The organism is Aquimarina sp. AD10, from assembly GCF_003443715.1.
Taxonomy (GTDB): Bacteria; Bacteroidota; Bacteroidia; order Flavobacteriales; family Flavobacteriaceae; genus Aquimarina; species Aquimarina aggregata.
The window spans coordinates 6,036,832-6,061,030 of the sequence record NZ_CP031965.1; the positions used below are offsets into that span (position 1 = coordinate 6,036,832).

Here is a 24,199-nt window from a genome sequence, read left to right on the forward strand (position 1 = left end):
TCTTACTTTTGACCTATGAATAAAAGGTTATTCGTATTGCTGATAATCTTAATGAGTTTATCGCTAATTGGGATTATTTTCGTTCAGGGATATTGGATTAACAACACGGTTGAGAATAATAAAGAACAATTTTCTTTTAATGCCAAGCAAATATTAATATCAGTATCTAATGGTATTCAGTATAGAGAATTTGAGGAAATGTTTTTTCCTCTACAGGGAATTTTAGATAGTATAGATGAACCTGATAATAAGACTATACGTCAATTATTAGATATTAGTATTGATAATACAAAGTCGTTTGCATATGCAAATGGTATTTTAGAAGAAGACTATAAATTGTTTTCATCATTTGTTAACTTTAATATAGATACGGTAAAACTGAAGAATATCCTAAATCGAAATGTAGATACTGCGGCACAAGATACTAAAAGTGATATTGTAAAGCAGAATTCTAAATCTAAGTTGGAGAGAATAAGAGGATTAACGGATCTTCAACGTAGAGATTATGAGATTGTGATTGGAGAAATTGCTAGTTTTATACCAATACATAGAAGAGTTCAGAAAAAGGAAATAAAATATTTGCTTAAAAAAGAACTCGAAGAACGGGATATAAAGGTAGATTTTGAATATGCGATTTACAGCAATGCTTTAGCAACAAAAGTACGTTCTGACGATTTTAGTTTGGATTATCCAACGACATATGCGATACCACTTTTTGTCGACGATGAAGGAGTGAGTGATTATCAGTTATATGTTAATTTTACTGGAAAAAAGCAATATGTGCTTTCTACCATTAAGGGTATGGCAATACTATCAATAATTTTTACTTTGATTATTGTAGTTGCGTATTCCAGTGCATTGTCTCAGCTAATGCAGCAAAGACAGATATCCCAAATTAAAACTGATTTTATTAATAATATGACCCATGAGTTAAAAACTCCTATTGCAACAATAAACTTGGCATTGGACTCTATCAAAAACCCAAAAATTGGGGGAGATCCAGAAAAAGTGCAGCGGTATATGAAGATGATACGAGAAGAGAATAAACGAATGCATGCTCAAGTAGAGAACGTTTTAAGAATATCTCAGTTAGAGAAAAACGAGCTTAATATCAAGAAAGAAAAACAAGAGTTGCATGATATTATTGAAGATGCTGTAACACATGTCTCTTTGATAGTTGAGGATAGAAATGGGTACATTAAAATGCATTTGGGCGCACTTAAAACAACAATATTGGCAAATGATAGTCATATGACCAATGTAATTGTGAATATTTTAGATAATGCCGCAAAATATTCAGATAAGGAGCCAAAAGTAGATATATATACAGAAAATGTAAAGAACAGTATAATTCTTAAGATTCGTGATCAAGGAATAGGAATGAGTAAAGTTGCTGTGAAAAAAATATTTGAAAAGTTTTTTAGAGAACACACAGGTGATTTACACAATGTAAAAGGTCACGGATTGGGATTAACATATGTAAAAAGAATCATTGATGATCATCACGGTCAGATATGGGTGGAGAGCGAAAGGGGAAAAGGCTCCACATTTATAATTAAATTACCATTAATATCATAAAATATGGAAACAGAAAACAAAAAGATTTTGCTTGTCGAAGATGATCCAAACTTTGGAACGGTACTAAAGGATTATCTAGTAATGAATGATTATGATGTTGTGCATGCTAAAAATGGTATGGAAGGCTTCGAAAAGTTCAAAAAAGATGACTACGACATGTGTATTCTTGATGTAATGATGCCTTACAAAGATGGATTTACGTTGGCAAAAGAAATTAGGGATAAAAATGAAGAAATACCTATTATCTTCTTAACTGCAAAAGCAATGAAAGAAGATGTTTTAAAAGGATATAAGGTAGGAGCAGATGATTATCTTAATAAACCTTTTGATAGCGAAGTCTTGTTAATGAAAATACAGGCTATCATGCAACGTAAAAGCACAGAATCTGTAGCTGATAGTAAACAATTTGAATTTAAAATTGGAGGATTTCATCTTAATTCTAAATTGCGCTTTTTGACGTATAAAGAAGATGATGCTATAAAGTTATCTCCAAAAGAAAATGAATTACTTCGTTTGTTAGCATTACATCTTAATGATTTAATGCCAAGAGAATTGGCTTTAACAAAAATCTGGAGAGATGATAATTACTTTACATCTCGTAGTATGGACGTTTATATCGCTAAGCTTAGAAAGTATCTAAAGAAAGATGAGAATGTTGAGATACTTAATATTCATGGAGAAGGATTTAGGCTTGTTGTTAGAAACGAAGAGGCCTAGATAGTTGATAAAAATTATAAAAAATCACTATATTTTTAAAAATATAGTGATTTTTTTATGTCTTGAAATTTAAGGAGCAATATGTTTTGTTACCCTGTCTAATTGACTTAGATAATCAAACCATTCTATTTCTGTATCTTTTTTAAACCAGGTTAATTGTCTCTTGGCAAAGCGACGCGTATTTTTCTTAATTTCAGAAATGGCAAAATCTAATTCCCATTCCTGGTCGAAATATTTAAATAATTCTTTGTACCCTACAGTATTTAAAGCATTAAGTGTTTTATACTCGTAAAGATTTTTTGCTTCATCCAGTAAGCCTTCTTTAATCATAAGATCTACTCTCATATTTATTCTATCATAAATGATATTTCTATCTGCTGTGATACCAATTTTGATACATTTAAAAGGTCTGTTTTTTTTACTAGAAGTAAGAAAAGAAGAATAAGGTTTACCGCTGCTTAAACATACTTCAAGAGCTCGCATTACACGATGTGTATTTTGTAAATCAACGCTGTCGTAATATGATTTGTCAAGCACTTTTAGTCGTTCTTGTAAAGTTTGAATACCATTAGTATCATATTCTTTTTGTAGTTGTTCTCTAGTATTTATATCAACTTCAGGAAAATAATCTAAACCTTTGGTAACGGCATCAATGTATAAGCCGGACCCTCCAACTAGGATAGCATAATCATTAGTGTCAAAAAGTATTTTAAGCTTGTTAAGCGCTTCTTTTTCAAAATCTCCTACGGTATAGGTTTCGTGAATACTTTTATGTTGTATAAAATGATGTTTTGCTAGTGCAAGTTCATCATCACTTGGTACAGCAGTACCAATCTTCATTTCTTTATAGAATTGCCTACTATCTCCGGATATAATTTCACAATTAAAGTGGTTCGCAAGTTGTATACTTAGATTAGTTTTACCTATTGCTGTTGGTCCGACAATTACAATTAGATTTTTATTCATTACGTAAGTCTTCTCCGCATTTACGGCAAAATTTGGCTTCGTCTCTATGATCAGATGCATTACAATTTGAACAAACTTGCGTGTTTATATTTACTTTCTTAGGTTGATGTCCAGAAGAAGCATATTCAGCACTTACAATACCTGTAGGTACTGCTATAATACCATAACCAACAATCATTATCATTGCGGCAATAAGTTGTCCTAAAGGGGTAGCAGGAGCGATATCTCCGTATCCTACAGTAGTTAATGTAACAATACACCAGTAAACACTTATAGGTATGCTTTTAAATCCACTTTCTTCACCTTCTACCAAATACATTACTGTTCCTAAAATGATGCAAAGTACTAGGACAGCAAATAAAAATACAAGAATTTTAGCACCACTGTCTTTTATTGCTTTAGCTAATTTATTTGATTCTCCTATATACCTAGAAATCTTTAATATTCTGAATATACGAAGTAGCCTTAAAGCTCGCACAGCTAATAAAGCGCTAGATCCTGTAATGAAAAAGGTTAGGTATAATGGTAGTGTAGATAATAAATCAATGATACCATAAAAACTAAATATATATTTAGAAGGTTGTTTTATAGAAACAATTCGTGCGATATACTCAAAAGAAAAGAAAATTGTAATAACCCATTCAGCATAATATAGATACCTGTAAGTCGCGGGTGTTAGTCCTTTAACACTTTCAAGCATTACAAAAATGATACTCAATAAAATAAGAATAAGTAAAATAACATCAAATGCTTTTCCAATAGGAGTATCGGCTTCATAAATAATATCATGAAGTTTGTCTTTCCAGGTTTTATGCGATGAATTGTTTTTCAAAGGTTTTATGTTTTAAATAAAAGTACTAAAAAAACTAGATTAATTTTTTTACTGTAATTAGTGTATCATTTTCTATAGCTACAATAAGGTTAAAAAACTCTTTTAATATGGTGTAGTATTCTGTGGGATAGTAAGATGAGTTAAACAAAATTCTGTGCGTTATAATAAGTTGGTCTCCGCGAAGTAGAAAATTGGTTCGTATGCTTCCTAATTTATTGGGAATAACATATGTAGAATTTTTTGGAAGATCAATAAACTCATAGTTTTTGGGTAGTTTGATAGATACATTATAGGTGTACGAATCTTTGTGCCCAAAATCCACTGGATACGTTCTTTGATTTAATTTAAAAGGATTTTCTTTAAAAAATGGCCTATTAAATGGTTTGATGTATAAAATACCATCTAATATTTCTATATTCTGATTAAATTCATATTCTTCTTTGTATGTTTTTTCAGGATCGTCTTCATTTTTAATAGATATATTAGTTATAGTAACTTCTTGATTCTGTCTTTTGGTTTCTTCAATCAGTTTCTCTTTATTTAAATGTTCCAGATCTTTTCTTCGGTCTGAAGCATGATAACCAGATAATAAGTATGCGCCTTTGCCATTAAGATTATGGTTTTCTTCTAAAATTATCTCTTCTTTATAATAGAAAGAAGATTTTTTAGTTGGTTCTATCAAAATCCAAGAGCTTCCATTTTTAAAATCTAAGACCCTACCATCTCGATTTAAACACCTAAAAGGTAATTGACCAAAGGCTAACATTTTTTCTGTAGCGTCTAATACGTATTTTTTTCCATCTAAAGATAGTTGTACGATCAAATAATTAAAATCATAGATTACAGGATATATTTTTGTTACATATCCGTTTTTTCTTGTAGATAATAAAACCGGATTCACCTCAAAACCTTGTTGCTTTAAAGTATTGTGTAAAAGAATATTAATACCTGATACATTACCTGTTTTATGGGCTATAACTTCTTTGATTTTTACATTTCGAAATATCTCAAATTTATTATTCCAAGCATATGTTTTGCTAATGTAGCGATATATTGCGGTGGCTTTATCAATGGTATTCGGTAATCGAGAAATTGTATCGGGAAGAATATTTTTGGTTAAGTTAATTTTATTTAATTGAGAACCAATATTTGGATCTTCTTTGAATTTTCTATCTGCATTTTCCCAGGTTTCAGTATACTTTTTGTTTATTCCATCAAAACCTTTAAATTCTTTAAGTTCATAATCAATTCTGGAAAAATAATTCTTTTTGGCGGTCATATACTTTTCCTCCTTAAAAGCAGGAATATTCTCCATAATATAGATATTATGAGAGCAGTCAGCATAGCTTCCATTAGCTATTTCAAGACACTTTTTTTTGATAGTTGATTCACTTACCTTTAATTTTAAGGTGCCTATTAGTTTTATGTTATAAACATAATTTCCGGGTAGATCAGCTACACATTCACTATATAATTTGGGGATAGTATCTTGAAAATCCCATCCATTAAATTTAACAATAAAAGGAGATTCTATTTGATAAGAATATCTAATTATAGAGCCGGGCTTAACATTGGGAAAGGTAAACTTGATTAGCGTATAGTGTTCATCGTATTTTTCAGTATGAATATCAGTTTTAGAAACTTCTGTTCTAACTATTTTGTTATTTTCGAGATTATAAGTGTGAGCAACTAAATCATGAATTGTTTCTCGATTACTTTTATTCCTGTATAATAAAATTTCTATACTTGCTTGATCAAAACCTTTGCGGTTAAGTATTTTAATCTTTCTTTCGTAATCTGTTAATAGATTATAATTTCTGCCATTTTCAACTCTGCTATACCCTTTTTCATAAATAAAAAATGCATTCGCTGTACTATCGTTTTCAAAAGTGTTGTTTTCTAAATCTGCCATGGTCACTACCATACTGGCAGTATTGTATTTTTTCTGTGCGGATAGTAGAAGTGTGATGCAACACAGAAATAAAGCTAGTAAATGTTTAATCATTTTTAGGCAATTTGGTAATCTTCAATTTTTTATTCTGCCGAACATAACTTTGTATTATGTGTTTGGCATCCCTATTATGACTCATGGGGGTAATAATAGATCGTAAAATTTCTATATTATTTATTTGATGATTTAAGGTAAAATGACCAACCCCTATAAACTTTCCTTCTTCTATTAAGATAGCACTTTGTTCATCAATATTTCTACCTCGATCTATAATAAGCATATCTTGATTTTCAAATGAGTTTTTTAGAATCAGTTCTTGTACTCGTTCATTGTATTCTTCAGGAGATTCGTCCAGAATACAAGCACCATTACATTGTTTTATAGAATAATTAAAGCAATTTCCTGTTCCAGAGTCCAATCCCATTAATCGTTGACATAAACGAAAAGTTTCTGCCCATTTATGCATATATGATTTAGCTTGTTGTCTATTTGAAAATGTAGTAATATTTTTTTTGCGATTATCGTTTTTCCCTATTTTAAGATTAATATATCCGTTATTATCTACGAACTGATATAAAGCTTGGTCAAATTTGCTTTTCCTTAATGCTCTATTGTATTTGGGTCTATTTCGTTTTATTTCTTCATTTTCTTTTAACAATGCAACGAGCTCGCTACCCGTAATTTCATAGGAAACACTAGTGACTTCTGTTTGAATTCTTCTAGATTTTTTATTATCATTTGTAAAATGCTGATTAAGACGTTTTTTAATGTTTTTACTTTTTCCGATGTAAATGATTTTACCATCTTCTCTATGTATATAGTATACTCCGGTAGCAATAGGGGCTTTTTCTAGTAGCCTTAACAATTTATCGTCCATTTGACGTCTTGTATCTGCACGAACGGTATCTGTAATGATGTCTTTTTCTACATCTTTACTTAATAAAAGTTTGAATAACTTAACAGTGGCTAAGGCGTCACCATTTGCACGATGACGGTCAGAAAGAGGAATACCTAAACTACGAACTAATTTACCAAGGCTGTAGGATTCTTGATCAGGAATTAATTTTTTTGATAGTTCGACAGTACAAAGTGAGTGTCTTTCATAATCAAAACCTAGTCTATCAAATTCTGTTCGAAGAATACGATAATCAAAACTAGAATTGTGAGCTACAACAACGCAATCTGTTGTGATTTCAACAATTCTTTTGGCGACTTCGAAAAACTTAGGAGCATTACGCAACATTTCGTTATTAATCCCAGTTAGATTGGCTACAAAGGGTTGTATTGGTCTTTCGGGATTAACTAGAGTGATAAACTGATCGACAACCTCATGTCCATCAAATTTATAGATAGCAATTTCAGTAATACCTTCTTCATTATACTTACCACCGGTAGTTTCTATATCTAAAATTGCATACATACTAGCTAAAAATAATAAAATTATAGAGGTTCGTAAATCTGTAGTGTACTAGTATGTTCATTAAATAAAAAAACTAAAGGTGTTATACCAAAGATCAAAAGTACTAATATAATATTAAATATAATCCTTAAGAAGGTTTCTGTGTAATGAACTAGGCATTTGAATAGTCTCTTGCTCCAAAAATAGAACTTCCTATCCTAACCATTGTACTTTTACAAGTAATGGCTGTTTTATAGTCACCACTCATTCCGATAGATAGTGTTTTTAACTCAGGATATGTTATTTTCAATTCATCAAAAAAAGTACTAATTTTCATAAATTCGTTCTTTATTTGTTCCTGATCATCAGTAAATGTTGCCATCCCCATAAGTCCTTGTATTTTAATGTGATCTAGATTTTTCGTTTCCTCAGCAGTTAATAAAGAAAGTACATCTTCTTTACTTAAGCCAAATTTACTCTCCTCTTCAGCTATTTTTACTTGCAATAGACAATTGATAACTCTGTTATGTTTTTGAGCTTGTTTATTAATTTCTTTTAATAATTTCAAACTATCAACAGCGTGAATTGTATCTACATAAGGAGCCATGTATTTAACCTTATTAGTTTGCACATGACCTATCATATGCCATAAAATATCTTTTGGCATTTCTTCCCATTTCTGGGTCATTTCCTGAATCTTATTCTCGCCAAAAATACGTTGACCAGTTTCGTAAGCTTGTAGTATATCAGATATAGGTTTGGTTTTGGATACAGCAACTAAGGTGACATCTTTTGGTATGGATGCTTGTATAGCTTTAAGGTTCTTTTGTATAGAATTCATAGGTAACAAAGATATCTAAAAAGCACTTAGCCATCAAAAGGAATTGAAAGGTTCTCGACTGCAAAAACTAGTTTTTAAAAATAGAGCTAAAACTCATAAATAGTAATGCCACTTCTTAATTTGGGTTCTATATATGTACTTTTAGGAGGCATTTTTAATCCTTGATCGGCTATTTTTTTCATTTGGTCTACAGAGGCAGGAAATAAAACAAACCCAACTTTATAATCTTCATGATCAATTTTACTTTTTACCGAGACAACGTCATTTCTACCATGAGAGTATTCAATCCTTGTATCTGTTCGTAGATCGTGGATTCCTAAAATGGGTTTAAGAATAGTTTTATACAAAATCTGAGTATCAAGTTCTTCAAGAGCATCTGTAAACTCATATATTGTTTTTCTTAAGTATAAAGAATAAAAATCACCATCTAAGTACATGCTAAAGTGATGTGGTTTTGAAGGTTTATATACTTCGTTACCCCTATTTTCGATTCTGAACCAGGTGTCAAGTTGAATTAAGAATTCTTCTTTAGAGAGCCCGTTTAAATCTTTTATAAGTCTATTAAATTCATATATTTTAAGATCTGACTCCGGAATTAAATAACTCATAAAAAAGTTATATGGCTCGGTACCCTTATGATCTGGATTGTTGTTTTTAAGATCTTTGGTAAGAAGGTACGAAGATGCAGAACGGTGATGCCCATCTGCAATATAAATTGCATTAATTTGTGAGAATGCATTTTCAATTGTTGTTACATCATCTTTCTGATCTACTTTCCATAGGTAATGCGTGTCTCTGTTAGTTGTAGTGAATTCATATTCGGCTCTATTTTTAACAGTATTTGATACTACAGTGTTTATGGTATCATTATCAGGATAGGTTAGTAATACGGGTTCGGCATTAAAACCAACGGTTTTTAAATATTCTTTAAAAGTGTTTTCTCGATGTTGTATGGTATCCTCGTGTTTTTTAATAATGTCATTTTCATAATCTTCGGCACTGGCCGCAGCAATGATTCCGCAAAAAGATTCTAATTCGCGATTAACAATTTTATAAATATAATAGCATGAAGCTTCATCTTGGACAAAAATCTCATCTTCTTTAAATTCTAAATATCTGTTTCGTACTAATTTATACCGTTCTTCTCCTGAGATTTCTTTTTGGTATTTATATCCCGGATTTACAATATGCAAAAAGGAGTAGGGGTTATAATCCATTCTAGAATCACGTTCATTTGCTGTGTAGCTTTGGTATGACCTAGAGGCTACTAAACTTACTTTGTCTCTAGTAGGCCGAATTGCTTTGAATGGAAGGATCTTGGTCATGTAGAAATGTATTAATTAAAATAATTCACCAAGCTTATCATGTAATTCTTGTCCTCTAAGATTTTCGGCAATGATAATACCTTGTTCGTCGATTAAAAAATTATACGGGATTGCATAAATCGAATAGGCGATAGCAGGGAATGTATAATTTGCCTTTAAATCACACAATTGTGTCCAAGGTAATTTGTCGGTAGCTATAGCTTTAATCCATCGGTCTTTTTTGGAATCTAGTGATACTCCTATAATTTCGAAACCTTTATCCTGAAACTGATTATATGCTTTTATTAGTGATGGGCTTTCTTTTCTGCAAGGGCCGCACCATGATGCCCAAAATTCTACCAATATATACTTTCCTTTTACATCAGAAAGTTTTAATAATTTACCTTTGGGGTCTGGTAATTCGAAGTCTACATATTTATCACCTATTTCTGGTTTTTTGGGTGCTGAAATAAAATTATTGATAAGTTTTCCATTTTTAGAATTTTTAATTTTATCTGAAAAACTATTGTATAATGTTGTTACTTCTTTTTTATCAAAAACAGATTTCATCATATAAAGACTACTACTGCTAACATATGAGTCAGGGTTAGTGGCTATAAATTCTTTGTCTATATCATATATTTGAGTCAATATTTCTGTACTTCGTTTTCCTAAAGAGTCTAGATGTTTTTCAGTACCGGTTTTTGTTCGAAGGGGTTTAATGGTTTCGCTATATTCTTGTTCAAGATTTTTCTTTTTAGATACAAGAATTTCAAATTCTTCTTGAGTTTTTCCACCAATCACTTGGGCTTCTGAAAGGTTTCCATTTTGAATTTTTACATCTATTTGTTGATTTTCTAACCATACATAAGTAATCCCTTGTTGGTAGTCTTTGGTGTACAAATAAATTAATTCGGGTTCTTCAACTTCTCCATCAAGTTCAAATTTCTCATTCATAACCATTATAGAATCTGTGTTTTTACTAGTTCCGTAAAATACCCAGGTACTATCCGGAGTGTTTTTCATGGTTACCAATACATTATATCCAGAAATATTTGGTTTTGATTCAAGTATTTGTTGTTCTTTATTTTCTTTTTTACATGAGAAAATAGAAAAGACAACTAAGAAAACAAGGAATAGAATATATGATTTAGACTTCATACTTAATATTTTTATAGAGAAGGGATTATAAAAAAGTTGGAGATATAACTCTCCAACTTGTAAATATATAATTTATGTATGTTGCAAACTAATCTTTTACGAGAATTGCTTAGCAACTGTTTCTGCTTTTCTGCTTTCAGAATAATCATAAAAGCCCTCTCCGCTTTTAACTCCTAATTTGCCTGCCATAACCATATTTACGAGTAGGGGACAGGGTGCGTATTTAGGGTTTTTAAAGCCGTCATACATTACGTTTAGAATAGATAAACAGACATCTAAACCAATAAAATCTGCTAACTGCAAAGGCCCCATTGGGTGTGCCATACCAAGTTTCATCACGGTATCGATTTCTGATACGCCAGCAACACCGTTATAAAGTGTTTCAATAGACTCATTAATCATTGGCATAAGGATTCGATTCGCTACAAATCCAGGATAGTCATTTACTTCAACGGGAGTTTTGCCAAGTGTTTCGGATAACTTCATAATCGTATCAGTAACTTTATCCGAAGTATTATACCCTCGTATAATTTCTACTAATTTCATGATAGGTACAGGATTCATAAAATGCATCCCTATAACCATTTCAGGTCTATCTGTTACTGCGGCAATTTGTGTTATTGAGATAGATGATGTGTTTGATGCTAAGATAGTCTCATCAGAACAGGCGTTATTTAGCTCTTTAAAAATATTAAGTTTTAGTTCTAGATTCTCTGTTGCTGCTTCTACAACTAATTCTGCATATTCTACACCTTCTTTAATATTAGTAAACGTAGAAATGTTACCTAAAGTAGTTTGCTTGTCAGTTTCCGAAATTTTCTCTTTCGCTATCATTCTATCCAGGTTCTTGGTAATAGTAGCCAATCCTTTGTCTAAAGATTGTTGAGAAATGTCTATTAATTGTACTTTGAAACCTTTTTGAGCAAAAGTATGCGCAATACCATTACCCATTGTTCCTGCACCTATTACTGCAATGTTTTTCATCTGTGTATTGTTTATGTATGTGTGTGTTTAATGTTTGAAGCAATCGATAATTTTTAATGCCACTTCTAATGCTTTTTTTCCTTGCTCAAGAGAGACAATAGGAGTCGAGTCATTTTTGATAGCATCGGCAAATGTATTAAGTTCGTCTAATATTGCATTATTAGAAGGTATGTTAGGATTGTCAAAATAGATTTGTTTTTTAACACCTTCAGCATTTTGAAGAATCATCGCAAAATCATCTGGTTTTTCAGGAGCGTCTTTCATTTTTACAACTTCGCATTTTTTCTCAAAAAAATCAACAGAGATATATGCGTCACGTTGAAAAAATCTGGATTTACGCATATTTTTTAGCGAAATTCTACTGGCAGTAAGATTTGCAACGCATCCATTTTCAAATTCGATACGAGCATTAGCAATGTCCGGAGTTTCACTTATCACAGAAACACCACTAGCACTTATATGTTTTACTTCAGAATGTACTACACTTAAAATAGCATCAATATCATGAATCATAAGGTCCAGAACAACAGGGACATCTGTACCTCTTGGATTAAATTCTGCTAACCTATGGGCTTCAATAAACATTGGATTTTCTATTTTATCAGCTACTGCGGTATAAGCAGGATTAAAACGTTCGACATGACCCACTTGCCCTTTTACTTGATTGGCTATCGCTAAATCAATAAGTTGTTCTGCTTCTGCTACAGTATTTGTAATAGGTTTTTCTATAAATACATGTTTTTTAGCAGTTATAGCTTGTTTGGCTACTTCAAAATGAGCGAAAGTAGGTGTTACAATATCAACAACATCAACAGCATCAATAAGTTCTTCAACAGAATTAAAAAGACGATAACCAAATTCTTCAACAATAGATTTTGCTTGTGTTTGACTAGCATCATAGAAACCTACTAATTCGTATTTTTCTGATTGTTCCAGAAGACGTAAATGGATTTTTCCTAGGTGTCCCGCACCTAGCACTCCAGCTTTGAGCATAATTCAAGATTTTACACAAAAATAGTATTATTTATAAATTAAGTGATGTTAGGTTTTGAAAATCCTAATTTTAGACTGTTAAGATTTTAATAAGGGATTTATTTTGTAATTTTTAAGTTGAATAAAAACTAGAAAACATATCTACAAATAGAGCTTATAGTTCATGTTTAATTGTTTTTAAAACACTTGAAAAATGTTATATTATAAGAAAAAAGTATACATATGAAAGCAAAAAATGTGGTACCCTTCATTTTATTTTCTTTGCTATTCTGTTTGCATGTTCAAGGCCAAAAAGAATTAGAAGGATTAATAAAAGTAGGAGAACAAGAACTTAAGAACAAAATTACATTTAAACAGGATATTGCAGATTTACCTTTTTATGATTTAGAAGGGGAGAAGATGGATATGAATAAAGTAAATTCGTTATTAGACTCATATAAATTTTTTCCTCAATTTTATATAAATGAAAACAACGAGGTTGAAGCTGTAGTACTTAGAAAAATGTTAGATGAAACGCCTTCAGCGATGGCAAAAATGAATAGTCTGCGAATGCTAAAGAAGAAGACTAGTGAAAGCCCAGAAGCATTAGAGTTTTCTGTGAAGGATATGGACGGGAAATCATTCGAGCTTTCTGAACTTAAAGGAAAAGTTGTGGTCATTAATTTTTGGTTTGTAAATTGTAAACCTTGTGTAGATGAGATGCCGGGTTTAAATAAAATAGTTGAGAAATTCAAGAATAATCAAAATGTGATCTTTTTGGCTTTCTCTTTTGATAAAAAAAATAACATAGAATTATTTTTGAAGAAACATCAATTTCTATATAATATTATTCCCGAAAGTAAGCAAGTTGTTACAAATTATGGAGTAAGATCATTTCCGACAAATTTGATAATGAATCAGGAAGGGAAAGTGGTTTATAAAGAAAAAGGTTTTCATCATGATACTATTTTCGAATTAGAAAATACGATAGCTTCTTTGATAAAATAATTAGAAACATTCATGATGTAAATATTCCAAGAATTTATTCATGGTCTTACCCATTTGTTTATGTAACTTTGGAGTGTTAATCTACCCTAATGAATTCTAAAGACACATTAAAACACGCTGGAAAAAGAAAGCAGTTGGTTAATATTCTAATTGAAAAAGGAATTAAAAATAAAGGTGTTTTATCTGCTATAAGTAAGATACCAAGGCATTTATTTATGGATTCTAGTTTCGAGGACCATGCTTATCAAGACAAGGCATTTCCTATTGCCGCAGATCAAACCATTTCTCAACCATATACTGTAGCTTTTCAAAGCGAGTTATTGCAAATTAGCAATGGAGATAATGTACTCGAAATTGGCACAGGATCAGGTTATCAAACTGCTGTTTTATGTGAGCTAGGGGCAAAGGTTTATAGTATTGAACGACAAAAAGAATTGTTTAAAAAGACAAAATTGTTTCTATCTAAATTAGGGTATCGCCCTAAACATCTTTCTTTTGGAGATGGATATAAAGGGTTAGTAGAGTATGCTCCTTATGATTCGATTATTGTTACAGCTGGTGCGCCTTTTGTGCCAAAACCCCTATTGAGCCAATTAAAAATAAATGGACGACTTGTAATTCCTGTTGGAGATGATGTGCAAATCATGACCCTTTTTGTACGCAAGAGCGAAACTCAATTCGAAAAACGTGAATTTGGAGAATTTAGATTTGTACCCTTATTGGAAAATAGAAACTAGTTACAGGATAGTGTAATTTTAGATTTAAATCCTGAAGATCCTATTTTAAGAGAAAAAGAACGTGAAGAATTTAATAAAATATTGAAAGGAATTAATGAATAGATTATTTATAATCTTTTTTAATTCTATCTAAAGCCCTCTTGTTATCGCGGTCTTTTATTGTCTCACGTTTGTCATACATCTTTTTACCCTTGGCCAAAGCAATATTAAGTTTAGCTAATCCACGATCATTAATAAACAAGCGAGTAGGAATAATGGTTAGTCCAGAATTTTTTACTTCTTTTTCAAGTTTCTTTAACTCTTTTTTATTCAGTAATAATTTACGTTCACTTTTTGGTTGGTGATTGAAGTATGTTGCATGAGAATATTCCTCAATATGCATGTTAATAACAAAGAGTTCATTATTGTTAAACTCGCAAAAACTCTCTGCAATACCTGCTTTTCCTTCACGAATAGCTTTAATTTCAGTTCCTGCGAGTTTAATACCAGCAGTGTACTTATCTATAAATTCGTATTCAAATTTAGCTTTACGGTTTAATATATTGATTTTATTTTGACTCATTTTTATAGTTAGGTTCGAAATAAGTATATGCAAAAATACAAAGCTTTCTCGAAAGAAAGCTTTGTATGAAAAATGAATATTTTAAGATAGTTAAGACTCTTGAAATTGTATGGCAGAAATTTTTCCTTCTTTATTTAATTGTAATTCCATAACCAACGTCAATTTATCAAATTCTACATCATAACTATATATACCCTCTGCTGCTTCGATGAATGTAAAACCTTTAAGTTTTCCAAATTGGTCATGACAACCGTTTACAAAACGTTTTACCCCTTCTTTAGTCATTTCTTTTTGCATTTCTGTAGTATACAAATCAAAAATAGCATCTATATTTTGTGCGTTAAAATTTTCTTGAAATGTTTTTGAAACTTTATCATATGTAGCTTTATCTTGAGCTATAATTGATGAGGTCGAAAAACAAATTAATACTAAAAATATATATTTCATAACGTTTCTATTTGGGGTTCTATATCATGCAAAATAAATATCTTTTTTAAAAATTAAAAAAATTATGACAAAATAAATGATAAACCCCTCTTAAATACAGTGAATTAGGAGTGGTTAGAAAATTAATTTGACAAATAAAGTATTCTATCGATCAAGGTGCGATTAGTTGCTTTGATTGAAAAATACGGTGTTATTATCACCATTTTGTATAATAGAGTTAATAATAGCTGTACCTGTTTGATATGTTAATATAGTATTAGATATACCGACTTGAGAGGTGTTTATAACATTAAGGTCACCATTTTGCCTGCTATCAACAATGTTTAAATCACCATTTTGAAAGTTATTTACTTGATTGTCATTTCCTTCTTGAAGTTGAGTGATCAAATTATTTGGAGAAAGAACACTCATGATTTGTCCTGCTTGAGCAGTATTTCCGTTTCCAAATTGTGCTTGACGGATGGTGTTGTTTTCTGCATTAAATTGAAAAGCACTTACGGTATTTCCATCACCATTTTGGTTTTGTTGAATAGTGTTTGTTGTACCAGAAATTTGTGTAGCATTACCAATATTTCCTGATCCAATTTGAAATTGACCTAGTGAGTTGAAGTTACCAGCGTTTTGCTGTGCATTTGCAATATTTATAGAGCCGTTTTGATATTGTTCTATTGTATTACTTATTCCTGTTTGAGAGCTTTCGGCATTGTTTTGATCTCCTTGTATTTGTGTTGTTAAAATAGTATTTGAAAAGCCTGCTTGTTCTTGAGATATTGTACTTGAAAATTCAAAATCTTGAGTAGCACTTATAGTACCACTATCCCCATTCTGATTTTGATCAATTAGATTGTTCCCACCATTAATCTGTTTAGATATTATAGTATTTAGAATACCGCTTTGAACACTATTAATAGAATTACTGTCACCATTTTGTTCTTGATCTATACTGTGGTTTTCTCCGTTTTGTACACTTGTAATAAAACCACCAGAACCAGATTGAAAAGATGTAACATGGTTGTTTGCCCCGTCTTGTAACTGACTGTTTTGTTCAAAAGTACCACTCTGGAATGAAATTACCTGGTTGTTTGTCCCTAATTGCCTTTGTTGAGCATCGTTTATTCCTGTATTTTGTACGATAAACGCATTATTTGACGTACCTGTTTGATTTTGTGTAGCATTATGTGGTAAGCCTTCTTCTTGTATTATTCCGGCAGAGTTGTTGTTTCCGCTTTGGTTTTGTGAAGCTTTGCTCCCAGAAGCACTTTGTGTAATGGCCATTTTATTTGAAGTTCCACTTTGATTTTGATATGCTTGATTAAAATCTCCAGAAGTAGTAATGGTAGCTCTATTAATAAAACCTTCTTGATTTGTTACTCCCAAATTATTATTTCCTGTTTGTCTTTGAATAGTAGTATTATTGTCTCCAAATTGCGTTATAATATTACTGTTTTCGTCACCTGTTTGAGATTGAACTGATCTATTGGTATTTCCAATTTGTGATGCATCTAAAATATTTCTATTACCTCTGTGGCGTTGATTAACATCATTGTTTTTTCCAGACTCTTGAGTTATTGTGGCATTATTGTTATCCCCAAGTTGGAGTTGAACACTTTTAAAATTACTATTTTCATGATACGAGGATGCTGTATTTTCATTACCGATTTGTATTTGATCTACATCTCCTCCTTCAGCATTAGAGTCAATGTTTCCTTGTGAAGATGTTAATGAATTGCCTATACCGCTTTGGATTTGAAGTAGTGCATTGTTGTTTCCTATTTGAACTGAAACCGACTTATTGTTATCAATAGCCTGAGTTTGTTCGGCAGAATTGTTATTTCCTTGTTGTGCGATAGATATAAAATTAAAAGCCCCTTGTTGATTAGTTTTACTTATGTTTAAAATACCCTCTTGACTTGTTTCTACAAAATTGCTCGTTCCTACTTGAGTTTGGTTAGCATTATGTTCTATTCCTACTTGATATACATTCGCTTGATTAAAATCCCCAGTCTGGATTTGTGTGATAGTTGCTCTTTCTGCGTCTTCATAATCAGTTCCTTGAGAAACATTAGAAATGTTATCATTTCCTGATTGTTTGATGTCTAATGTGTTTGGGCTTCCAAATTGTGTAATATTAGAAATATTGTTTTCTCCTGTTTGTTCGACATTATTTTTGTTGGTTTGCCCTAGAGATACAGACACGGTTAACAAGACTATACAGCCCAAAAGTACTTTTTTCATAATTAGAATTTTAAGATTAATTTATGTTTAGATTATGAAAAGAATAGAGCAGTGGGTAGGAAGCTAAGCTTATCTCTCTTTTTAAAGTTATTCTTTTTTAATACCTGAAATATAAGTTTTTGTGGTTTTTCGATAAGATGTCCTTATTGATAACATACCAATGTTAAAATGTAAGTAAATTCATACTTTTAAGAGAGTCGTATCTATAAATGAATACGACTCTCTTTTAAAATACAATCGATAAAGATTTAATTATTTTGATTAAGAATCACAGTATTGCTTTCACCATTTTGCGATATAAGAAAAGACAACTGATTTCCTGATTGTGTCATAATTGCAGTATTAGAAGTGCCTATTTGGATAGTGGTTAAATTATTTTCGTTTCCAATTTGCATACTTTCACTGGTATTACTAATGCCATTTTGAGAGATAGTAGCAATATTGTCGTTTCCTTCTTGGGTTTGTAGTATTGTATTTTGAGAAGAAGAAGAATCTGTGTCACCTTGTGTGGCTTCGACTGTATTGTTTTGACCTATTTGATTTTGTTCTATTTTGTTTCTAATACCAAAATCTTGTCTGGCAGTACTAATATTTGAATTTCCGATTTGACTTTGTGAAATTTCACCTTCGAAAAAAACAGAATTTTGTTCGGCCAATGCAGTATTATGATCGCCATTTTGATTTTGATTTATTCTATTGTATTGCCCTAAGTTTTGGTTAGCTGTTGCATTATTATATGCTCCTTTTTGAGTTATTGTAATTGTACCAAAAGAACCATTTTGTGTTAGTGAAATGGTATTTTGCTCTCCTGTTTGCTCTGTTGCACCTACATTATACTCTTTGGATTGTCTAATACTAGAGTTATTTTCAATTCCATTTTGTGTTTGATTCGATTCATTTACAGCTCCTTCTTGAAGGGCAAAAGCTTTATTAAAATTTCCATCTTGTACTTGTGTGATTTTATTTTCAGAACGTTGTTGCGTTGCAATTAATGTATTAGTATCCCCGTTTTGGTCTTGAAAAATAGAGTTATCATCTGTAATTTGATTAATTGTTGCGGTATTAAAATTCCCAGTTTGATTTTGTAGTATGGTATTAAAGTTACCGTCTGCTATAACTGCAATTGTATTTGATGATCCTTGTTGCTTTTGATTAATTGAACTATTTAGGCCATCAACAATGGTTTTGTTTGTTTGAAGATTACCGATCTGGCTTTGAATTATAATTGTGCTTTCAGAGAAGAAACGAACCTTAGCTTCTGTATCATTATCATCGCCACTTTGTATTTGTTCTATATGATTAGAATCGGTAACAAAATCTTGACTTGCATTTACGATATTGTTACTACCAGTTTGATTTTGCACTACTTTATTGTTATTACCTACCTGAAACACTTTTGCACTATTAGCAATACCATTTTGTTTTTGTGTAATCAAACCATTAATTGCTGGGTCATCTAGAACTCCTTGTTCTATTTTTGAAAAGTTGTCATTTCCTGTTTGCGTTACCGTTAAAGAGTTTGGGCTTCCAATTTGCGATATTTCGGATGTGTTGTTGTTTCCTAATTGCGAGACATCATTTACTCCTGTTTGTGCGATAGCCATGGTATAACATAAGGATATCACAATTGATAAAATTGCTTTTTTCATAATTTGGTTTTAAAAGATTAAGATTTTTTAGAGTACGATAAAGTAGAGAACGAATATGTTGGGATAACTTTAGTGTTTAAAGTTATTGCTTTTTGAAAAGGGGGATAAGAACTTTTTTGAATTTTCGATGAGACGAGAAAATATTCAGATAATTGTATGTTTTATGGGGCCTATTGTTTTAATGAGAGAAAATCTATTTATATGTTATGAATGGTTCTAAATAAAGTTAATAATGTAATTCATAGAAAAGGTTCGGAAATTATATTTCCGAACCTTTTCTATGAATTTACCGTAATTGTATTTTAATTTTTTTGAGTAAAAATCACTGTGTTATTTTCGCCATTTTGCAAAATACTATTTGATAGTAGCGTGCCTGTTTGCGTTGTGAAAATACTATTCTCTATTCCTGTTTGAGAAGTATTTATGATGTTCTGATCCCCTAATTGAGTACTTTGGATAATGTTAAATTCACCATCTTGACTATTCACCATACTGTTATTATTACCATTTTGCGATTGCGTAATAATATTTCCGATAGAGTTTAAGCTATTTGTTCCCTGCAAAGCAGAAGCAGCATTGTTCTCACCAAATTGAGTCTGTACAATACCATCAGAGGTACCATTGTTTTGAGTTGCTTCCATAAAATTATTTGCTCCTGATTGTACTTGCTGAATTGTATTAGATGAGCTATTGATTTGTAGAGCAAAACTAGTATTCGATTCACCTGTCTGGTTTTGATTAATGTCATTAGACGAGCCACCTTCTTGTAGTGCAGATAAAGTATTGTTAGCACCACTATTTTGAACCTGATTAATACTGTTAGACTCTCCTGATTGTTCTGCTAAAGCATTGTTTCCTGCTCCTTCTTGCTGCTCGGTAACTGTTACATTATTTAAACCACTTTGGTTTTGCAAAATAGTATTTCCGTTACCTTGATTTTGATTTGCAGTAGCAGAATTTTCTTGCCCATTTTGATTTTGAGAAATAGAGCTTAAAACCGAAGTGTTTTGTTGGGCAGCAGCGACGTTAGCGTTTCCTCCTTGATTTTGAAATACTTGATTTTGTTTGCCATCTTGAGTAACTGTGGCATTGTTTAATTCACCATCTTGAGAAGTACTTATAGTATTCTCCATCCCAGTTTGGTTTTGAGTTATGCTATTGAAGTTGCCAAATTGGTTTGCAGAGGCAGATGAAGATTTTGCAGATTGAAATGTATTAACCACATTTCCCTCACCATTTTGAGATTGATTAATATTACTGTTAGAACTATTGTTTTGAGTTATAGCAGCATTATTTCTTAATCCAGTTTGACTTTGAAAAACGTCGTTGTTAGAACCGTTTTGCTCAATAGTTGCATTGTTCTCTTCGCCATTTTGATTTTGAACACTACCATTTTCAGTCCCTTCTTGAAACGTAAATGCAGCATTACTAGAACCTACTTGTACTTGTTGAATTCTACCTAGTGTACCTGAAGCAATAATATTTGCATAGTTTCCTGTACCATCTTGTTGTTGATCAACTAAACTTTCTGCATTTGTTGCTTCCAAAATGTTATTATCTCCATTTTGAGTTTGATTAATGGTAGCGCCACCAATTAAGGAGTTTTCAAAAGTAGCAGTAGCTGTATTGTTTGTTCCTGTTTGTATTTGGTTTATAATGCTAAAGGATGTCGAAGCATCTTGGCTAGCAGAGGCAATATTGTTATCTCCTGTTTGTGTCTGGTAGGTTTCATTACCAGTTCCTAGTTGAAATATGATTGCATTATTTTGATTTCCTGTTTGGTTTTGAGATATAATACCTTCTTTTGACGGGTTATTTTCTAATCCTTGTGTTACTTCAGAGATGTTTTCATTACCATTCTGTGTAATGTCTAGCCCCGTTGGCGAACCATACTGAGATATTGTAGCAACATTGTTTTTCCCCTTTTGACTCACACTATTTTTTTCTGATTGCCCGAAACTTAATGACATACTTAATAAGGCTATACAGCCAATAAAAACTTTTTTCATGTTTTGATTTTAAAAAAGAATTAATACACTATTTGATTTTGAGGTAGAAAGAGTAGTATTGATTTGAGAAGGGGCTAAGTTTTTTTGTGCAGTGGAAGGTATTCTTTTTTTAAAGAAAGGATAGAAACTTTTTAAAATTTTCGATAAGAAGTGAGAATAGAGGGATAACCGTAAGTTTTATATAGAAATAATGTTCTTTTTTTGAAGAATTTGTAAGAAATTAGACTAAAAAGCATTTCAAATTTAATCGATATTTAATACGATATCTGCAATTTTATCATCTTTAATGCTAATTATAAACAATTTTCCATATATTTTTTCATCAATAGATGCATATTTATCATTTCCGATAATTCTATTTGCGAACGTCGGAGTAGTGTTACTATGACCAACAATGACCACAGTTTTTCCTTTGGTTTGTTGTTGAAAATCTTCGCTATATAGGTTCCTGGGATCGTATAATTTAACCACCAGATTTTTACTATCAGCTATCGGTTTAGCAGTTTCTTTGGTTCTGAAGTAATCTGTTGAAAAAACCATGTCAATTTTGGTGTCCTTGAGTATTTTTGCCCAATTATGAGCTCTTAAAACTCCTTCTTCTGTAAGCTTAGGATTTCTATTTTTAGGATCACTTAGGTCTTTTTCAGCGTGTCTTACTAGAAAGTAAGTAGTACTGGTTTTTTGATCTTGAGCGAATGATATAATACAAATAAAAAAAACAGATAAAAAAGTAATTGACTTCATAGACTAATATTCTATTTATAAATGTATAAAAATAATTGTTACTACTAAAATCAATTACTCTAACATTCCCATTTGCCAAACGACAACTACCATAGAGACTATAGCCAATATAAAAAAGCCTATGTATATATAGGAACTTCTTTTCTTATTAGAAGAGTCTAGGTCGCCAGAAGATTTCATATGGCTAGGTTTTTTTACGTGGTTGTTTTTATAAGACTATAAAAAAAATGTAATGTTACACTTTTTGTGGTTTAAAATGCAAAATTCTTTGTTCAAAACTGTTTTCTGATACTGGTGATACTATATTTTGGAATAATTCTATTAGTTCTGGACTATGATTCCAACGTTTTTGCTTTAATAAATTAAAATGTACAAAAGTACTCCACATGACCGCTTTGAGTTCTGTCTTGTTATGATTCCACATTCTAATCTCTACATGTAATTGATTTTCTGAAAATCGTATTAATTGAGAATCAATACATACTTCTTCCATTAGTAATGCAGGTTTTAAATAGGCTATTTGATTTGTTCCAACAACCCAACTGATACCTTTTGTCTTAGCGAGTTTAAAAATATCCAGATCATAGTATTTTTCAATTTGATCTTCACGAGCATTGATCATATAATTTATATATGATGCATTATTCAGGTGATTAAAAGGATCACAATCTTGAAATCTTATTTTGGCTTTGGTTTTTACTACTTTTAAAAGTTTCATATTTGTCTTATTTTTTATAATATACCAATTGGTATATTTTTAAGTAAAAAAATTATTTTTTAAGTTCTTTATGAATCATCTGATCTATTTGATCCATAGTTTCCAATAAATAATTATTATCTTCTATAGTATGGGTCATAAAAATGGCTCCTATGATCATTGTATATAGTCTTTTTGAATACAGAATAGTGTCTATATCCAGTTTTATCTCATTTTGTAGTTTCCCTTCTTCTATTAGTTTTGCAACGTTATTTTGGATTTTATGTATCGTGTACTTTACATGTTGAAACATTGATGGGTTTTGATGTTTCGAATCTACACCCATATTTAAAACAGGACATCCTCCCAGTTCTTGGCTGTAATTATAATAATTTCTATAAAAGTCTGTAATAAGATATAATTTTTCTATAGGTGAATCGCTCAATGACTGGTGATCGGTAATTCTACGAAGCATATTTTTTACCGTAAAATTAAATGTTGCAATGGCCAATTCTTCTTTATTTTTAAAATTACCATAAATCGCTCCTTTTGTTAATCCAGTAGCTTTGGTAATATCACTAAGACTTGTTGCTGCATATCCATTTTTATTAAAAATGGGAGCTACTGTTTGAATGATAAAATCGGATGTTTGTTTGGCCTTTGTAAGCATAATGAGATAAAAAGATAATCAAATATACGAATAATATACCAAATGGTATATTATTTTATATAGTTATTGTTTTTTAAAGATAAAATCAGTGCTAGTTTCTACTGTTATTTATAATATCAATAATTTCAGTTTTGGTAATACTCCTTGGTAAGTTACATGCATCTTTGATATTTATTTCCTGATACTGTAGTAGGGTATTAAATTTTTCAAGAGCATCTTGAGCTTGATCACAACCTACATTTTTGTTTCTAATATGTTGTGTTTTTATAATTTTGGGGGTATTGCTTCGATTTTCATAGTCTTTGAATTGACATTTTATAATAGCATTGTTTTCGAAGTAAAAACGCTCTTCTAAGGTTAATGTCACATCTACTTTTTCTAGTTTGCCTGATTTATTTCTTTCATAATCTTTGTACCAGATATTATGAATTGAATACTGGAAAAACAATTCATCATCCCAAATGTAAAACTCATCTCTATAATTTACATGTCCTTTTGTATAGTTGTGGCTAATATGTTTTAATTCACTACTGTTATAATAAAAGGTAAGAGTTCCTTCTTCTGAAGTCTCTTTACATGAATAATCTGTATGATGTTGTCTGAGCGCATTAGAATCTAGTAGTTCTCTTATCAATTGATATTTGTTCCTAATATCAGATAATGCACTTTTTCTGCTTTGTCCAAAGCAGGTATATGTTGTAAGAAGTAATAGTGCTATTATAGTTGGCTTCATTGC

General features: G+C 31.1%; 23 protein-coding genes. 4 read left to right on the forward strand and 19 right to left on the reverse strand.

What is annotated here, in order from left to right; all coding sequences use genetic code 11:
- The first annotated feature begins 15 nt into the window (after positions 1 to 15).
- Both D1816_RS25255 and D1816_RS25260 read left to right on the forward strand, forming a co-directional pair.
- The gene (locus D1816_RS25255; protein ID WP_066311514.1) at positions 16 to 1,578 is read left to right on the forward strand and encodes a sensor histidine kinase KdpD; all 1,563 of its coding nucleotides are present in this window, start codon (positions 16 to 18) and stop codon (positions 1,576 to 1,578) included.
- Positions 1,579 to 1,581: 3 nt separating this feature from the next.
- A complete protein-coding gene (locus D1816_RS25260; protein WP_066311511.1) occupies positions 1,582 to 2,295 on the forward strand; it encodes a response regulator transcription factor in 714 nt (237 codons plus the stop codon).
- A gap of 69 nt (positions 2,296 to 2,364) precedes the next feature.
- Here the strand turns inward: D1816_RS25260 and miaA are convergent, their stop codons facing one another.
- The 9 genes from miaA to D1816_RS25305 form a co-directional block, all read right to left on the reverse strand.
- On the reverse strand, positions 2,365 to 3,261 hold the full coding sequence (gene miaA, locus D1816_RS25265) for a tRNA (adenosine(37)-N6)-dimethylallyltransferase MiaA (RefSeq protein WP_118506147.1): 897 nt from the start codon (positions 3,259 to 3,261) through the stop codon (positions 2,365 to 2,367).
- A complete protein-coding gene (locus tag D1816_RS25270; RefSeq protein WP_099098771.1) occupies positions 3,254 to 4,093 on the reverse strand; it encodes an ion transporter in 840 nt (279 codons plus the stop codon). The genes miaA and D1816_RS25270 overlap by 8 nt, the downstream gene beginning before the upstream one ends.
- Before the next feature lie 34 nt (positions 4,094 to 4,127).
- Entirely contained in the window at positions 4,128 to 6,098 is a 1,971-nt protein-coding gene (locus D1816_RS25275) for a DUF3857 domain-containing protein (RefSeq protein ID WP_118506148.1), read from the reverse strand.
- Positions 6,091 to 7,464, reverse strand: a complete 1,374-nt coding sequence (locus D1816_RS25280) for an exonuclease domain-containing protein (protein WP_066311502.1) — start codon at positions 7,462 to 7,464, stop codon at positions 6,091 to 6,093. Before D1816_RS25280 ends, D1816_RS25275 begins: the two co-directional genes overlap by 8 nt.
- A 151-nt stretch (positions 7,465 to 7,615) precedes the next feature.
- Complete coding sequence (locus D1816_RS25285; RefSeq protein WP_118506149.1) at positions 7,616 to 8,284, reverse strand: YggS family pyridoxal phosphate-dependent enzyme; 669 nt, start codon at positions 8,282 to 8,284, stop codon at positions 7,616 to 7,618.
- 86 nt (positions 8,285 to 8,370) lie between these two features.
- Positions 8,371 to 9,609: a DUF1015 domain-containing protein gene (locus D1816_RS25290; RefSeq protein ID WP_118506150.1), complete on the reverse strand. Its 1,239-nt coding sequence runs from the start codon at positions 9,607 to 9,609 to the stop codon at positions 8,371 to 8,373.
- A gap of 15 nt (positions 9,610 to 9,624) precedes the next feature.
- Positions 9,625 to 10,749 (reverse strand): TlpA disulfide reductase family protein, encoded by a 1,125-nt coding sequence (locus D1816_RS25295; RefSeq protein WP_118506151.1) that lies wholly within the window; start codon positions 10,747 to 10,749, stop codon positions 9,625 to 9,627.
- Between the two features lie 96 nt (positions 10,750 to 10,845).
- Positions 10,846 to 11,733, reverse strand: coding sequence for a 3-hydroxybutyryl-CoA dehydrogenase (locus D1816_RS25300; RefSeq protein ID WP_118506152.1), 888 nt, complete (start codon positions 11,731 to 11,733; stop codon positions 10,846 to 10,848).
- A gap of 27 nt (positions 11,734 to 11,760) precedes the next feature.
- On the reverse strand, positions 11,761 to 12,726 hold the full coding sequence (locus D1816_RS25305) for a Gfo/Idh/MocA family protein (RefSeq protein ID WP_066311494.1): 966 nt from the start codon (positions 12,724 to 12,726) through the stop codon (positions 11,761 to 11,763).
- Positions 12,727 to 12,948: 222 nt separating this feature from the next.
- Here D1816_RS25305 and D1816_RS25310 point away from each other — a divergent pair, with 222 nt between their 5' ends.
- Together D1816_RS25310 and D1816_RS25315 are read left to right on the forward strand one after the other, a co-directional pair.
- Complete coding sequence (locus tag D1816_RS25310; protein ID WP_118506153.1) at positions 12,949 to 13,713, forward strand: peroxiredoxin; 765 nt, start codon at positions 12,949 to 12,951, stop codon at positions 13,711 to 13,713.
- Positions 13,714 to 13,802: 89 nt separating this feature from the next.
- The gene (locus D1816_RS25315) at positions 13,803 to 14,450 is read left to right on the forward strand and encodes a protein-L-isoaspartate(D-aspartate) O-methyltransferase (protein WP_066311489.1); all 648 of its coding nucleotides are present in this window, start codon (positions 13,803 to 13,805) and stop codon (positions 14,448 to 14,450) included.
- Positions 14,451 to 14,553: 103 nt separating this feature from the next.
- Here the strand turns inward: D1816_RS25315 and smpB are convergent, their stop codons facing one another.
- The 10 genes from smpB to D1816_RS25360 form a co-directional block, all read right to left on the reverse strand.
- Positions 14,554 to 15,012 carry an SsrA-binding protein SmpB gene (gene smpB / locus D1816_RS25320; protein ID WP_066311486.1) on the reverse strand — a complete coding sequence of 153 codons (459 nt, stop codon included), beginning with the start codon at positions 15,010 to 15,012 and terminating at the stop codon, positions 14,554 to 14,556.
- A gap of 90 nt (positions 15,013 to 15,102) precedes the next feature.
- Complete coding sequence (locus D1816_RS25325; protein WP_066311484.1) at positions 15,103 to 15,459, reverse strand: DUF3887 domain-containing protein; 357 nt, start codon at positions 15,457 to 15,459, stop codon at positions 15,103 to 15,105.
- Positions 15,460 to 15,621: 162 nt separating this feature from the next.
- On the reverse strand, positions 15,622 to 17,694 hold the full coding sequence (locus D1816_RS25330) for a hypothetical protein (protein WP_147405062.1): 2,073 nt from the start codon (positions 17,692 to 17,694) through the stop codon (positions 15,622 to 15,624).
- Between the two features lie 248 nt (positions 17,695 to 17,942).
- A complete protein-coding gene (locus D1816_RS25335) occupies positions 17,943 to 19,343 on the reverse strand; it encodes a hypothetical protein (RefSeq protein ID WP_118506155.1) in 1,401 nt (466 codons plus the stop codon).
- A gap of 302 nt (positions 19,344 to 19,645) precedes the next feature.
- On the reverse strand, positions 19,646 to 21,352 hold the full coding sequence (locus D1816_RS25340; RefSeq protein WP_118506156.1) for a hypothetical protein: 1,707 nt from the start codon (positions 21,350 to 21,352) through the stop codon (positions 19,646 to 19,648).
- Between the two features lie 243 nt (positions 21,353 to 21,595).
- Positions 21,596 to 22,096 carry a histidine phosphatase family protein gene (locus D1816_RS25345; protein WP_118506157.1) on the reverse strand — a complete coding sequence of 167 codons (501 nt, stop codon included), beginning with the start codon at positions 22,094 to 22,096 and terminating at the stop codon, positions 21,596 to 21,598.
- Positions 22,097 to 22,150: 54 nt separating this feature from the next.
- Positions 22,151 to 22,276 carry a hypothetical protein gene (locus tag D1816_RS26225; protein WP_255420541.1) on the reverse strand — a complete coding sequence of 42 codons (126 nt, stop codon included), beginning with the start codon at positions 22,274 to 22,276 and terminating at the stop codon, positions 22,151 to 22,153.
- 55 nt (positions 22,277 to 22,331) lie between these two features.
- Positions 22,332 to 22,814 carry a thioesterase family protein gene (locus D1816_RS25350; protein WP_118506158.1) on the reverse strand — a complete coding sequence of 161 codons (483 nt, stop codon included), beginning with the start codon at positions 22,812 to 22,814 and terminating at the stop codon, positions 22,332 to 22,334.
- A 52-nt stretch (positions 22,815 to 22,866) separates the two neighbouring features.
- Positions 22,867 to 23,463 (reverse strand): TetR/AcrR family transcriptional regulator, encoded by a 597-nt coding sequence (locus D1816_RS25355; protein ID WP_118506159.1) that lies wholly within the window; start codon positions 23,461 to 23,463, stop codon positions 22,867 to 22,869.
- A gap of 91 nt (positions 23,464 to 23,554) precedes the next feature.
- Complete coding sequence (locus D1816_RS25360) at positions 23,555 to 24,196, reverse strand: hypothetical protein (RefSeq protein ID WP_066311454.1); 642 nt, start codon at positions 24,194 to 24,196, stop codon at positions 23,555 to 23,557.
- Positions 24,197 to 24,199: the final 3 nt, after the last annotated feature.